This is a genomic window from Agitococcus lubricus (assembly GCF_003051055.1).
GTDB classification, from domain to species: Bacteria; Pseudomonadota; Gammaproteobacteria; order Pseudomonadales; family Moraxellaceae; genus Agitococcus; species Agitococcus lubricus.
This window is the reverse complement of sequence record NZ_QAON01000008.1, coordinates 32,415-47,137: the sequence shown is the minus strand read 5'-3', so window position 1 is coordinate 47,137 and position 14,723 is coordinate 32,415. Positions and strand designations below refer to the sequence as shown.

Below are 14,723 nucleotides of genomic sequence, written 5' to 3'. Positions count from 1 at the left end.
CACACTAGAGCTTGTACAAGGCACCCAAAATACAGGTATAAGCTCCACATTAAGAGGGTACGGTTTTGGCGGCAAAAAAGAAGTCTGTATTAAAAACAATGTTACCGTATGCAGCAACAATAGTGGGTGTTGTGACTATCGCATCAGGTGCAAATGTTGGTTTGACCGTATTCCAGCAACAACAACAACATCGCCAATTAGAGTCAAACTATCAACAGCAAGCTGTTGATTTGATCAACCACTATCTTGAACAACAACAACAGTTTGTCACCGAAATGGCAAAGCAACCTGCTGAAATTTTAGTTGGGAGTATCGCGGGGGCTAAGGTTGTACAAGTGGTGATGACGGGGGCAGAGGTGCCTAAAGAGTTGAGCTTTAGTCATCAAGACATTTTACGTCGTGCTATCGCCAATAAAGGTAAAATTGCACCAGAAGTGAGTTTTATCAATAAACAAGCTGCCATTGATTTTGTCCAACCTTTAGCCAATGGTAGCGGTGTTGTTTTGGTCAGTGTGCCGTTTTCTGGTTTAGAAAAGAATTTAGAGACCTTAGTCAAACAAGGCATTAGTATTGACCTGAGCCAGACGATTAACAAAGAAAAGCTGCCCATCTATAGTAAAACCACTGTCGATGTTTCGGCGAACCCTAAACTCAGCTTAACAGGGGCAGAGTGGGAGTTAAGAGTAGAGGTTCCCGCTGCCCCTTCACCGTTATTAACGATACTATCTGCATTGGTAGCGATATTAGGTGCAGGCGTAGGGTTATGGTTATTGGGCCGTAAATTCACACAAGCGGCAGAACAAGATAACACAGCCATTTTAGCCTTTTTGCAAAATAGGCAAACGTATCCCGCACTGAACTTTTCGCATTCCCAATTATTAGTTGAAGCCTTAGCCAAATATAATCCGCCACCTGTATCTTTATCGCAAAAAGCCGAAGATAAAGCGGTGGTTAATGTCAATGAAGTGGCTGCCATTGTGAATGGCACTTTGTTAGAAGACCAAAAACAGACTGTGGCCTTGTCTAAAGACGCGGTCTTAGATTTGGAACTACCACAAGAGGTAGTGGCATCGGCTGATGAACCTGTCAAAGAGCAAACCCCGTTAGAATTTAGTGTGGGTCATAAAACAGACATCAAAGACGATAATACTGTCCCTAAACACATTTTCAGAGCCTATGATATTCGTGGAAAGGCGCATATAGAGCTGAGTAAAACGCTAGCTAAACAAATTGGTTTAGCCATTGGCAGTGAAGCTAGAGCGCGTGGCGAACAAACGATATTGGTGGGGCGTGATGTGCGTCTCTCTAGCCAAGAGTTATCAAAAGCCTTAGTCGATGGTTTGCAAGAGTCAGGTTGTGACGTAATTGATGTGGGGCAAGTGCCAACACCTGTTTTATATTATGCCGCTAAAAAGCTCGGTACAGGCAGCGGTGTCATGGTGACGGCCAGTCATAATCCTGCACCCGATAATGGCTTTAAGGTGATGTTAGCGCATCATACCTTAGTTGACACAGAAATTATGGCCTTACGTCAACGTATTTTAGACAAAGATTTTAGCAAAGGCGCAGGTGCATATACCGAGCGTTATATCACCGATGCCTACTTGCAAGATGTGAACGATGATGTGATTTTGGCACGTAATTTTAATGTCGTCATTGATGCGGGTAATGGTGTAGCAGGGCCTTTAGCGGTCAAATTGTTTGAGTCATTAGGTTGTACCGTCAGTGCTTTATATTGTGACCCTGATGGTAATTTCCCTAACCATGACCCAGACCCGACAAAGGCCGAAAATTTAGACGATTTATTGAGTGATGTTGCGATTAGTGGTGCAGACGTAGGGATTGCATTAGATGGTGATGGCGACCGCGTGGTGATTGTGACAAATTCCACTAAAGTGGTTGCCAGTGACCGTCTATTGATGTTGTTTGCCAAAGAGATTTTAGCCACACAACCCGGTGCAGATATTTTATATGACGTCAAATGTAGCCGTGATTTAGTGACAGTGATTACACAAAATGGTGGCCGTCCTGTGATGACCAAAACGGGTCATTCTTGGTTAAAAGCGGCTATTCAAGAAACTAATGCCCCACTTGCTGGCGAAATGAGTGGGCATTTTATTTTTAATGACCGTTGGGGTGGTTTTGATGACGGTTTGTATGCAGCCGCTCGATTCTTAGAGATTTTAGCCAATACCTATGATGCAACGGCAGATGACTTATTCAAACAATTCCCAGTGCGGGTAAGTACACCAGAAATTCATATTCCCATCGCAGAAGACCATAAAGCCGTTCTCATGGAACGTCTAGTGAACGACTATCATGATATTCCTAATGCCGTTGTCAATACAACTGACGGCTTACGAGTTGAGTTTCCTGATGCGTGGGGCTTAATTCGTGCGTCCAATACAGGCGCACATTTAGTGGCTCGATTTGAAGCGAATGACGAAGAAGCATTAGCCACCATTAAAGACTTCTTCAAACGCTTGTTACAGCAAGCAGAACCTATGTTACTTATGACCTTTTAGAGAGACAGATAATGACCTTATCACGTGATGCCGCTTTGAATGTTGCCAAAGTTCTCACCGAAGCCTTGCCTTACATTCAACGATTTGCAGGTAAAACGATTGTCGTGAAATATGGCGGCAATGCAATGACTGACCCAGAGTTAGAAAATTCATTTGCACGTGACATAGTCTTATTAAAAACCGTGGGTTTGAATCCCATTGTTGTGCATGGTGGCGGCCCACAAATTGGCGATTTACTGACTAAAATTGGTAAACAATCAACCTTTATCGATGGGATGCGTGTCACAGATGCCGAGACGATGGAAGTTGTCGAAATGGTATTAGGTGGTAGCGTCAATAAATCCATTGTTAACCTGATTAACCAGAACGGTGGTCGTGCTATGGGGTTAACAGGTAAAGATGGTAATTTAATTCGCGCTAAGAAATTGTATTTAGAAAAAGCGCAAGCCGATGGGGCAATAGAAAAAATAGATATTGGCCAAGTCGGCGAAGTAGCAGGTATTAAAACCGATGTTCTAGATATGTTTGTAGCCAGTGATTTTATCCCAGTGATTGCGCCTGTGGGCGTGGGTGATGAAGGGGAGTCCTATAATATCAATGCCGATTTAGTTGCAGGCAAAGTGGCTGAAGCCTTGAAGGCGGAAAAATTGATTTTATTAACCAATATTCCCGGTGTCTTGGATAAAAATAAGCAAATTTTAACAGGATTGAGTACACAAGATGTCGATGCCTTAATTGCCGATGGGACAATTTACGGTGGCATGATTCCCAAAATAGCCTGTGCTTTAGAGGCGGTAAAAGGCGGTGTCATTAGTGCGCATATTATTGATGGCCGCGTACCACATGCCAGTCTCTTAGAGATTTTTACCGATGAGGGTATTGGTACCTTAATTACTAACCGTAAAGGACGTGCTAAACAACGCTAATTCGGTTTATTAAAGGTGGCATTAGCACTGATAGAACTATCGGTGCTAGCGTCTTCGAGTTCGCCTAAGCGTTTGATAATCGGGATAAAATCTGATTTTACTTTATCTTGGTCGCTACGCTGGCTGGCAATCAGTTGTTCTAAATCTTTAATTTGACCATCGTAATCAGCGATTTGAGATTTAAGTTTTTTGCTGGGGACTTCACCTTTACGTTCTGCACTTGCGGCGTCTTCTACCGCTTCAGCGCGTAAACGCTTAATCCGAATTAACTGTAAGGTATTAAAGTTAATACTTGAGTCGAGTGTGTCCACTTGACGATTACGTGCCAATTCGGCGTCACGAACAGAACCAAATAAACGTTGAATGCGCTTATCTTCGGCGGCTTGTATTAGGGCAGCATCACGCTTCGCTTTATCTCGTGCATAGGCGTTGGCATCGAAGGGGGGGACACGTTTAATCAGTTGCATGTGACGGTTAACAATATCATAGCCGCGGCTGACATGTTCATCCGTCAGTTGGTCGCTCACCGTAGGGCGGCCTTTATCATCGTAATAACGATAAAGCTGTTTTGCACCGCCTGTACTTGACCCTTTAGTAGCAGGAGCAGCAATCACAGTCGTGCTACTCAGTAACAGGCAGCAAACGCAAAGACCAGAAATGAAACGCTGAAAAAAAATCATAACTAATGCCAAAACCCTTGTTGTCTAGAACAAAGGCTGTCAAAGCAAGCCTGAGTACTATGCATTGTTGGAGTGTAGACAGAATACTTTGCCGTCAGGAGTCTCGGCTAAAATACTCATATCACCACAATCCTTAAAGATAATTTTATACTGTATTGCTGTTTATATTGGTTTAAGTTGGTAACTATATTGTTTTCATTGCAGCATGACAACTACCAACCGACTTGGTTTTAGACTTTCAGAAGGAAACTATAGGTGATTTGGAGTCAATTATTACTGTTATTGGTGGTTGCTTTATTTGCCAATCTTTTATCGGCCTTAGCGGGAGGTGGTGCAGGTCTATTACAGTTACCCGCTTTACTGATGTTGGGATTGCCTTTTGCCACCGCTTTAGCTACGCATAAAATAGCTAGCGTTGCATTAGGGGTGGGAGCAACATTGCGTCATTGGCAAGCAGGTCGCTTAAACTTACGTTTTGCGAGCTTGATTTTGCTGGCAGGTTTACCAGGTGTGTGGTTAGGTACACAGATAATTGTTGATGTGCCTGAGCATTGGGCAACCTTGGCTTTGGGTGTGCTAACCTTAGGCTTAGGGGTATATTCAGTGTTTAAGCCAACGTTAGGGCAGAGTAGCCAACGTATTCACCGTGACCCTTTAGGCTTATTGATTGGCTGTAGCATTTTGTTTGTCATTGGGGTGTTAAATGGCTCTTTAACATCGGGGACTGGCTTATTTGTGACAATTTGGCTCGTACGCTGGTTTGGTTTAGATTTTACCCGTGCCGTCTCGTACACCTTAATTTTAGTGGGTTTGTTTTGGAATGGTTTGGGTGCGTTGTCATTGGCACAACAAACACCCGTCGCATGGACATGGTTGCCACCCTTAATTATCGGTTCATTAATTGGCGGTTATTTAGGGGCGCATTTCGCGCTATTACAAGGTAATTTATTAGTAAAGCGCAGTTTTGAAATACTGACAATTTTAGTGGGTGGGCATTTAATTTTTAAGGCGTTTGTTCACTCCCTATAATGAGCGTTTTATTCCCAGTAAGTTCGTGATTAGTTACACTAAAAACGGTTAGAGTGTATTAAAATACCTATCCCGAGTGAAATAAACACTCAAGCCCCTTGAGATTTTTCACATTTCAACCCATACCTTTTATTGTAGGCTGCTTGTTATGAGCAAAATACGCGATTATCAACTAACATCCAATCAAATGTCAGACCATCAAGATGATGAGGGTCAACATGGGGTCTTGTTAGAAACTGCAAAACCACAACTTAAAAAACCTTTTTTTTATCAGGTGGTTGTGTTAAATGATGATTATACGCCAATGGATTTTGTCGTAGAGGTCTTAGAGCAATTTTTTGGCATGAATATTGAAAAAGCGACACAAATTATGTTAGCTATTCATCATGAAGGAAAAGCAGTTGCAGGCGTGTATCCCAAAGATATTGCCGAAACTAAGGCGCAACAAGTCATTGATTTTGCTCGTGCACATGAACATCCGTTAATGTGTCTTGTTGAGCAAAAATCAGATTAGCTACAACAGAGTGTTCAATAACACGAAGTTATTGACACTACTAACTTAAAAGGTGTTGCTATGTTAAGTCGTGATTTAGAAGTATCGTTAAATTTAGCTTTTCGTGATGCTCGTGCTAAACGTCATGAGTTCATGACTGTAGAACACCTTTTGTTGGCACTTTTAGATAATGACTCAGCAGTCAAAGTGCTCAAAGCCTGTGGTGGTGATATTGCTATTTTAAGGCGTGAACTCGCACAATTTATTGATGAGACAACGCCTAAACTTCCTGTAAAAGACACAGACCGAGAAACACAACCAACCTTGGGGTTTCAACGTGTGCTACAACGTGCGGTATTCCACGTGCAATCTTCAGGTAAAAAAGAAGTATTGGGCGCGAATGTGCTGGTGGCGATTTTTTCTGAGCAAGAGTCACAATCTGTCTATTTCTTGAAAAAACAAAATATCAATCGCTTGGATATTGTTAACTTCATCTCTCACGGTATCAGTAAACAAGCCGAAGAAAATCCTGAAGAAAATAATTCCGAACAGTCGCAAGCAGATGAAGACGGCGAAGCAACACCTAAAAGTGCGCTGGCAGCGTACGCAACTAACCTCAATGAGCTGGCGCTGGCAGGTAAAATAGACCCGTTAATTGGTCGAGATATCGAAGTCGAGCGCGCAGCACAAATTCTTTGTCGTCGTCGTAAAAATAACCCACTCTTAGTTGGCGAGCCAGGTGTTGGCAAAACAGCCATTGCTGAAGGCTTAGCATGGTTGATTGTCAGTCAAAAAGCACCTGAGCCTTTAGCGCAATCAGTGGTGTATAGCCTCGATTTGGGTGCGTTATTGGCAGGCACTAAATACCGTGGTGACTTTGAAAAACGCTTTAAAGCGGTACTCAGTGAGCTAAAAAAGCAGGAAGAAGCTATTCTATTTATTGATGAAATTCATACTATCATTGGTGCAGGCGCTGCCAGTGGTGGGGTGATGGATGCGTCAAACCTCATCAAGCCTGTGTTAGTGAATGGTTCTTTGCGTTGTATGGGCTCTACAACTTATCAAGAGTATCGCGGTATTTTTGAAAAAGACCGTGCCTTAGCTCGTCGTTTTCAAAAAATAGATATTCCAGAGCCAACCGTTGCCGAAACTTATCAAATTCTCAGAGGCTTAAAGTCACGTTTTGAGGAGCATCATGGTGTACGTTATACCGAAAAAGCACTGGAAGTGGCTTCGGAGTTGGCGAGTCGTTATATCAATGAGCGTTTTTTACCTGATAAGGCGATTGACGTGATTGATGAGGCAGGGGCTTTTCAACGTTTATTGCCCGCCAGCAAGCGTAAAAAAACCATTGGTGTCGGTGAGATTGAAGAGGTGATTGCCAAAATTGCGCGTATTCCACCTAAGTCGGTGTCAGCTAATGATAAAGAAGCTCTACGCACCTTAGAGCGTGACCTTAAAATGACGGTTTTTGGTCAAGATGAAGCGATTACGGCCTTGTCCTCTGCAATTAAACTATCGCGTGCAGGCTTAAAAGCCCCCGAGAAGCCAGTTGGTTGTTTCTTATTTTCAGGGCCTACGGGTGTGGGCAAAACAGAAGTTACGAAACAATTAGCTAAAATCTTGGGTATTGAATTGGTGCGCTTTGATATGTCGGAATATATGGAGCGTCATACCGTATCACGTTTGATAGGTGCGCCACCTGGTTATGTTGGTTTTGACCAAGGCGGTTTGCTGACTGAGGCCATTTCAAAGCATCCACATTGTGTGTTATTGCTGGACGAAATCGAAAAGGCTCATCCTGAAGTCTTTAATCTGTTATTACAAGTGATGGATCACGGTACCTTAACCGATAATAATGGCCGTAAGTCGGATTTTCGCCATGTGATTCTCGTTTTGACGACAAATGCAGGCGCAGAGTCCATGACGCGCGCTAGTATTGGTTTTACCCAACAAGACCACAGTACCGATGCAATGGAGGTGATGAAGCGCATGTTTACACCGGAGTTTCGTAACCGCTTAGATGCCATCATTCAGTTTAAGGCTCTAGACCCTGTGATTATTGCGGGTGTGGTTGATAAGTTCTTAGTAGAGTTGCAGGCACAGCTTGATGACAAGCACGTCGTGATTGAGGTAGATGAATTGGCCCGTGCATGGTTAGCTGAGCACGGTTACGATAAGCTGATGGGAGCAAGACCAATGGCGCGTGTGATTCAAGAAAACTTGAAAAAACCGTTAGCCGAAAAAATACTGTTTGGCGAGTTGGCCAATGGTGGCGGTCATGTACAAGTCACTGTCGAGAGCAATGCCTTAGTGCTACATGTAGAGGCTACAGAGTCAAAGACGGCTGCACCCGCTTAATATCTAAGAACAAAAGCCAAATAAAAAAGCCACATTATCATGTGGCTTTTTTTATCACGCCTTAGCGAACGCGGTACGTGATACGACCTTTGCTTAAGTCATAAGGAGTCATCTCAACTTTGACTTGGTCGCCTGTTAAAATCCGAATATAGTGTTTACGCATTTTGCCAGAAATATGCGCAGTGACAACGTGGCCGTTTTCTAACTGTACACGAAACATGGTGTTGGGGAGGGTGTCAATCACCGTCCCGTCCATCTCGATTTGCTCTTCTTTGTTTGACATATCAGTCCTAGTACTCATCAGTGCATGATTAGGCAGGCAGTCACCTAAATAACGCACTATACATAAATTCATGGTTGCAGTCTTTGTTTTAGGTGTTCTGCCGTTGTTGTACCTTCAAGGTCAGATAGGGGCTGACAAAACAAACAACAATTACCTAAGACTAAGGTTGCGCGGGTGCAATATTTTGCACGATTTTTGTAAAAATGGCAAAAGTTTCGTCACAAAATATCGTTATTTAATGCAATCTTCATCTCACAGAAAAAAGCCTTCTCTGCACAAAAACGACGGTGCATCAGAAGGCTAATTTTAGTTGCTTAGTTAGAGCGTTCTGCTAGCCAGTTTGCCACTTTAGGCCAAACATCTTGAGGTGCTTTGCTGCCAGAGAGAATCCCCATGTGTCCCCCTGCAACCACTTCAAAGATTTTATCTTTAGAGCTGACATGTTCCATTAGCGTCTCTACGGCAGCTTTGGTGACCATATTGTCACTTTTGCCTGCGGCAGCAAATAATGCACTTTGAATATCCGATAAACGTACCTCGGAATTACCTAGCTGCATGTAGCCTTTGGCTAATTCGTTATCAATCCAAATGCGTACCATCATGTCTTGTACAATACCACCTGGATAGGCCACCATTTTGTCTAAAAAGGCCGATGTCGTTGCATGATTAATAACAAATTGACGGTCAGCCAGCTTAACGACCAACTCCCAATACCCCATTAAACTGCCAATGGGGTTAGTCATCTTAAAACTAACAACATTTATCCACCCTGGTGTATGCAGCCATTGGGGATTGAGATTGTGAATACGAAAGCCTGTATTTTGTCTGACCCATTCTGCTCGACGCTCAATGAACTGATAAACTTTGCCAATCGCACCAGATGCATGGCTATTAATGGGTGTGCCTAAAATTACCAAGTTACGAATATCGGGGTCATGTGTGAGCGCGGTATAACATAGGGTAAATACACCACCCATGCTCCAGCCGTGTAGTGATAATTGGCGTTGACCGCTGTGTTCACGTATTTTGGCTAAAAACTCGGGCATCAATTCACAGACATAGGTCACAAGATTATAATGCGCATGTTTACGAGTGGGCATGCCCCAGTCAATTAAGTAAACATCAAAACCACGCGCTAAAAAATATTTCACTAAACTACGGTCTGGAAACAGGTCATAAATCAACATATTCACGGCCAACGGCGGCACAATCACAAGCGGTGTTTTGTGTGTTTTTTTGTTGACAGGCAAGGGTTGTCCATCAAGTGTAATTGTATCCTCTGACAATGGAAAATAATGACGTAATTTGACCAAGCCATTATCGTGTATGATTTCGTAAGGTGTTTGGTCGGCTAGGACTAAGTCACGTGCGCGAAATAAACGGTCACTTGCATTATTCAAAATACGACGTGTAGGTTTGGGAATCATTTTGACAGATTTACTAAACAAAGATGTCATGGTGGTGAAGTCTCTATTGTCAGTCAGGTGGTGGACACGAGCCTTAATCATGAGCGTGTTACAATCACAATCATGTGCCAACTAAATGCGCCTATGAAAACAAGCATTTAGCGATAAGTTAATCTATCCTATTGTAATAAGAATAAAACTGACTCAAAAGTTTATTTGTGCGGTGATTTAAGCAAAAAAGCAATTTTTAAGAAAAAATCGTGCGTATTATTTTGATGAGGCTATGTCAATGCATTAAGTAGAAAAAGTATCGGCTTTAACAGCTAGTTGTCTGATGTGTTGTTCATAAAAAAAGGCTTGGTACTCAAGGAGTACCAAGCCAAACCACAGACGAGAAATAATATAAATAAGAGGACTAAATTTAGGCTGCTTGTTCGGTAACGCTACTTTCCTTTTCTGTTTTATCCGCATCGGCCGCTTTTTGTGCCACAGCAGCGTATTTTACTTCTAGCTCTGCACGACGGTCGGGATCCATATTAATTTTACTTAAGTCACCTTTGTAATGATTGATGACACGCTCATCCATCAATTTGTACCATAGCGCTGGTACATAGGCGGGTAATAGCATGGACGCATAACCACCAGGTAACTGCGGCGCATTTTCAAAGTGACGTAAGGCTTGGAAGCTACGGCTTGGGTGCGCATGGTGGTCTGAGTGACGTTGTAACTGATACAAGAATAAGTTAGTCACAATATTGTTACTGTTCCAACTATGCTCTGGCGACGTACGGACATATTTGCCGTTAGGTAGTTTTTCGCGCTTCAAACCATAATGTTCAACGTAGTTTATGACTTCTAGTAAGCTGGCACCGTAAGCCCCTTGACCAATTAAGAAGGGAATAGAGCGCGGGCCACAAACGGCAGCAGTCGCACCGAAGAATGCTGCACTCATCGCCCAACCTTGCAATAACTCATTTTCTAGTGTCCAGAAGCCTTTACCTTTACGAGCAAGACGTTCTTTTTCGATGGTCACCGCAGATTTGAAGCCGCCAATTACAGTACGAGGCAAAAATTTCCAAAAGCTCTCACCTAAACGGCTACTGGCTGGGTCTTCTGGTGTGGCAACACGTTTATGATGACCAAAATTATGTTCGACCGCAAAATGGGTATAACCTGTTGGCGCTAAAGCAGCCATCGCAAATAAACGGTCTACTTTATCGTGTTTATGCCCCAGTTCATGACCTGTATTGATAGCAATACCATTCATAGCACCTACAGACAAGGTTAAACCCACATAATCTAAGGCAGGGACATTTTTGCGGCTGGCCAACCAAGCACCTAAGAAAGTGACGGCATACTGTGCAGGAATAAAGGCTTTGACAATACGGCCATAGTATTTATCATTTTCTAAATCTTTAATCGCAGATTCGGGTGGATTACTGGTATCTTCACCAATGAGTCGGTCTAAAGCAGGAATCACGCCATGAACTAAAGCAGGGCCAACCCATGCTAAAGCACGTAGTTTTTTAGGGGCAACCGCGTAAGCGCTTAATGCCGCAATACCAATGACAGGAACAGCAGGACTTAACAACCATAAGTAACGTTTTTTGTCTTTCCACTTAGCATTCGATTTATCAGCGCTCTCTAATAAATAGTCTGGTGTCTTAGCGTTCATGATGTTTGACCTTTGGTTGGGGAGTGCAGACTCGTGCTACACTCATTATGATTGTCTAACAATTTATGTGGTAATCTTGCCCTTAGCGTGGTCAAACAACCAGTTGTCAACGTCCAATAAACTTGCGTTAAACTCCGACATTGGATAATGATACAGTTATTGTGTTTTTTCTGACGGCTTTGTGAGCAAAAAAGTCCAAAAGACATGCCATGCCGCCGTTTTATCACCATTAATTGCCATTTTGATGAGATTAGTAGTATTTATGGATGCCTTAAGCCATATTTTGGATGATATTCATTTAAGTGGAGCAGAGTATTTATACATTAGCGGCCATGGTCGTTGGCGTTTTAGTGTTGCCCAGCAAACGATTTTTTATGTCGTTTTATCGGGTGAGCTCAACTTACACATATCAGAAAAAGAAACACAGCATTTAGAGGCGGGAGATATAGTCTTTGTTCCATACGGCCTGACACATCACGTACAGCACACAGACACAAGCCTGATATTAGAAGACTTTTGGCTGATGTCTGAGTTTGCGGGACATCGCAATACGCCCTTAAATCTGGGCACAGGCACACATAATGCGCTGGTATTGGCCGTACGGTGTTTATTAGATACCGATATGGGAAGGCCATTATTATCGTCTTTACCCCCTTATTTACTCATCAGACACGGACTAAACGGAAGCGGCCCAGATTGGTTACGTTTAGGTTTAGAGTTTTTGGCACTCGAAGTAGAACGCCATCGACCAGGTAGAGATACGCTCATTAACCGTTTGATTGGCATGTTTCTTATTGAGTGTGTACGTGATTATGTAGAGCAGCTTCCTAAAGGAACAGATAATTGGTTGGGCGCATTAAGAGACCCGTATTTAACGCCTGTATTAAGCGCCATTCACGCGCATCCTGAGCGAGCATGGACTGTCGTTGAATTAGCAGGTTTAGCTTGTTTATCGCGTTCTGCCTTTGCCGAACGCTTTACAACGATGCTTGGCCAACCGCCATTAGCCTATTTAACCCAACATCGCTTAAGACAGGCGGCTCGTCATTTAGCATTACAAGACTTGAGTATTGGCCGAATCAGTGAAAAAGTAGGTTATGCCTCCGAAACGGCATTTAGCCAAGCCTTTAAACGTCAATACGGTATTTCACCGAGTCAATATCGTAAAGAGAGAGCCATAAACTAAATTTATACACCCCCTATAAAAAATGTCAACTTCTATATAATTCCCTTCGAAATGTAATTTATACACTCCCTAAAAATTAAATTTAATAATAAAAAATAAAAACAATAAAGTAACTAGAAGAACAAATCTTTTTGTCAATATAGCCAATGTTTAAGCTATAAACAGACGCTACAACAGTAAAAATAGTCTATCAATGAAGTCGGAAGAGGCGGTAAACGCTGAAATTGAGAAGATGCTTAATAGAATAACAGGAGATATAGCAATGACTCACAACATAACACATCACAAACCTCATATCTGGGCACGTGCATTATCATGGTTAGCCAATCCAAAAGGCTTAAATAATCTGGACAAATTGCGCAACGCAGTGGAGGGGAAGCATATTTTATTAACAGGTGCTTCTTTTGGGATTGGTGAAGCGACTGCTTATCGCTTGGCAAATGCGGGGGCTATTTTATTTTTGGTGGCGAGGTCTAGTGATAAGTTACAGCAAGTCGTGGCTAAAATTAGGGCGGGTGGCGGTCAGGCTTATGCCTATAGTGCAGATTTAAGTAAGCCTGAACAAGCAAAAGCACTGATAGAAACTATGTTAGCAGAACATCATTATGTGGATATTTTAATTAATAATGCAGGAAAGTCGATTCGGCGCTCCATTATGATGTCAGAGAATCGCTTTCAAGACTTCGAAAGAACGATGGCGATTAACTATTTAGGGCCTGTACAGTTGGTATTAGCATTATTACCCTCGATGCGTGCACGAAAACAAGGGCATATTATCAATATTTCAACGTGGGGGGTGCGTATGCCGCCTGGTGCGCGTTGGGCCGCCTATCAAGCCTCAAAAGGGGCATTCGATATTTGGTTACGTAGTGTGGCCTTAGAAATAAAAGCGCAAGGGATTGATACAACCTCGATTTATCCTGCGATTGTTTATACCCGTATGAGTGCGCCAACACCGTGGATGCATTTATTACCTGGTATGACGACAGATGAGGCGGCTCATGTCATTGAACGTGCTATAGTCGATAAGCCCATTGATATTATTCCACCTTTTTTAAGACCAGGCGAAGTGACCTCAGTATTATTTCCCGCACCTATCCGTAAAGGCATGCAGTTAGTATTTAAGTATTCTAAGGATAGTGAGGCAAGTATTAAAAGTGCTCAAAAAGGGCTATAAGTCCATACAATAAATAGAACAGTCATGTTTCATATAAATGACCCTATTATAAATAAGGATTTTAACGCAAGTTTTAACGCGCTTTGTGACTGTACTTTTGATAAATAATGTCAGAGCATCAGTTGACAAAATAAAAAGAGAAGCGACTATGCGTAAACTATTAACCACCGTTATTTTAGCTTTAGGTATTAGCGGTTTAAGTACGACCGTATCAGCAGATGTTGATGATGAGTTATTAGAGTTACGAGGGACACAAGCCTTTAATGAATGGATACTAGTCAAGCATGACACTAAACGTAATATCAAAGCCTACTCAAAACGAGAAGACGGAAAACGTATCCGCTCGTTTAAACTAGATTATTTGATTGATGCGCCATTAGTAGCCTTAGGACGAGTCTATTTGGATATTGATAATTATACGCGTTGGTTTTGGGAAGTACGCAATGCGAAGGTGCTAAAAATTATCTCTCCAACCGAGTTTTATTATTATATTCAGCATGATGCACCTGTAACGTTACCTGATAGAGATGCGATTATTCACGCTACTATTGAACCTTACACACGTAAAAAAGGGTTTGCTGCACTTAAATTAAAAGCTGTACCTGATTTTATTCCCGAAAAGCCGCCTTTAGTACGTATGCTTGCCGAAGATATGGTTCTCAAATTTACTCCCATCAATAAAGAGCAGGTGAGAGTGGAAGTCGAAGGCTATATTGACCCCGGTGGAATGGCACCTACGTGGGCGGTAAATGCTGTTCAAAAACAAGCGCCTTATTATACCGTTGTAGGCTTACAACGTATGGTGCAGCAGGTGAAAAATCAGGGTTTGCCCCCAGACTTTCCCTTTAAAATATTAGAGGAAGAGGTTAACTAAACATTCAATAGGCGATAATCCATATCGCCTATTTATTCAACACACTTATGGTTGTTCTTGACTACTTGTTGATTAATATTTTTGCGCCCAAGATACTGATGCCAGTGA

The 14,723-nt window shown here is 42.4% G+C and carries 12 protein-coding genes; 8 read left to right on the top strand and 4 right to left on the bottom strand.

Going from position 1 to position 14,723, the window contains the following annotated elements; translation table 11 throughout:
* Positions 1 to 131 precede the first annotated feature (131 nt).
* Positions 132 to 2,525: a phosphomannomutase/phosphoglucomutase gene (locus C8N29_RS09385; RefSeq protein ID WP_170106948.1), complete on the top strand. Its 2,394-nt coding sequence runs from the start codon at positions 132 to 134 to the stop codon at positions 2,523 to 2,525.
* Between the two features lie 11 nt (positions 2,526 to 2,536).
* Positions 2,537 to 3,451, top strand: a complete 915-nt coding sequence (gene argB / locus C8N29_RS09380; RefSeq protein ID WP_107865803.1) for an acetylglutamate kinase — start codon at positions 2,537 to 2,539, stop codon at positions 3,449 to 3,451.
* On the opposite strand, the gene C8N29_RS09375 is transcribed toward argB, so the two are convergent.
* A complete protein-coding gene (locus C8N29_RS09375) occupies positions 3,448 to 4,065 on the bottom strand; it encodes a hypothetical protein (RefSeq protein ID WP_107865802.1) in 618 nt (205 codons plus the stop codon). The genes argB and C8N29_RS09375 overlap by 4 nt on opposite strands.
* Positions 4,066 to 4,386: 321 nt before the next feature.
* Between C8N29_RS09375 and C8N29_RS09370 the strand changes: the two genes are divergently transcribed.
* The 3 genes from C8N29_RS09370 to clpA all read left to right on the top strand — a co-directional run bounded on the left by C8N29_RS09370 (position 4,387) and on the right by clpA (position 8,014).
* On the top strand, positions 4,387 to 5,160 hold the full coding sequence (locus C8N29_RS09370; protein WP_107865801.1) for a sulfite exporter TauE/SafE family protein: 774 nt from the start codon (positions 4,387 to 4,389) through the stop codon (positions 5,158 to 5,160).
* A gap of 148 nt (positions 5,161 to 5,308) precedes the next feature.
* Positions 5,309 to 5,674 carry an ATP-dependent Clp protease adapter ClpS gene (gene clpS, locus C8N29_RS09365; RefSeq protein WP_107865800.1) on the top strand — a complete coding sequence of 122 codons (366 nt, stop codon included), beginning with the start codon at positions 5,309 to 5,311 and terminating at the stop codon, positions 5,672 to 5,674.
* A 60-nt stretch (positions 5,675 to 5,734) separates the two neighbouring features.
* The gene (gene clpA, locus C8N29_RS09360) at positions 5,735 to 8,014 is read left to right on the top strand and encodes an ATP-dependent Clp protease ATP-binding subunit ClpA (RefSeq protein WP_107865799.1); all 2,280 of its coding nucleotides are present in this window, start codon (positions 5,735 to 5,737) and stop codon (positions 8,012 to 8,014) included.
* Positions 8,015 to 8,075: 61 nt separating this feature from the next.
* Here clpA and infA read toward each other — a convergent pair whose 3' ends face one another.
* The 3 genes from infA to C8N29_RS09345 all read right to left on the bottom strand — a co-directional run bounded on the left by infA (position 8,076) and on the right by C8N29_RS09345 (position 11,378).
* Positions 8,076 to 8,297, bottom strand: coding sequence for a translation initiation factor IF-1 (gene infA, locus C8N29_RS09355; protein WP_107865891.1), 222 nt, complete (start codon positions 8,295 to 8,297; stop codon positions 8,076 to 8,078).
* A gap of 314 nt (positions 8,298 to 8,611) precedes the next feature.
* A complete protein-coding gene (locus C8N29_RS09350) occupies positions 8,612 to 9,754 on the bottom strand; it encodes an alpha/beta fold hydrolase (RefSeq protein ID WP_107865798.1) in 1,143 nt (380 codons plus the stop codon).
* Between the two features lie 370 nt (positions 9,755 to 10,124).
* Positions 10,125 to 11,378 carry an alkane 1-monooxygenase gene (locus C8N29_RS09345; RefSeq protein WP_107865797.1) on the bottom strand — a complete coding sequence of 418 codons (1,254 nt, stop codon included), beginning with the start codon at positions 11,376 to 11,378 and terminating at the stop codon, positions 10,125 to 10,127.
* A 181-nt stretch (positions 11,379 to 11,559) separates the two neighbouring features.
* Between C8N29_RS09345 and C8N29_RS09340 the strand changes: the two genes are divergently transcribed.
* The 3 genes from C8N29_RS09340 (at position 11,560) to C8N29_RS09330 (ending at position 14,615) form a co-directional block, all read left to right on the top strand.
* A complete protein-coding gene (locus tag C8N29_RS09340) occupies positions 11,560 to 12,564 on the top strand; it encodes an AraC family transcriptional regulator (protein ID WP_107865796.1) in 1,005 nt (334 codons plus the stop codon).
* Between the two features lie 262 nt (positions 12,565 to 12,826).
* On the top strand, positions 12,827 to 13,741 hold the full coding sequence (locus C8N29_RS09335) for an SDR family NAD(P)-dependent oxidoreductase (RefSeq protein ID WP_204509313.1): 915 nt from the start codon (positions 12,827 to 12,829) through the stop codon (positions 13,739 to 13,741).
* A gap of 148 nt (positions 13,742 to 13,889) precedes the next feature.
* A complete protein-coding gene (locus C8N29_RS09330; RefSeq protein ID WP_107865795.1) occupies positions 13,890 to 14,615 on the top strand; it encodes an START domain-containing protein in 726 nt (241 codons plus the stop codon).
* Positions 14,616 to 14,723: the final 108 nt, after the last annotated feature.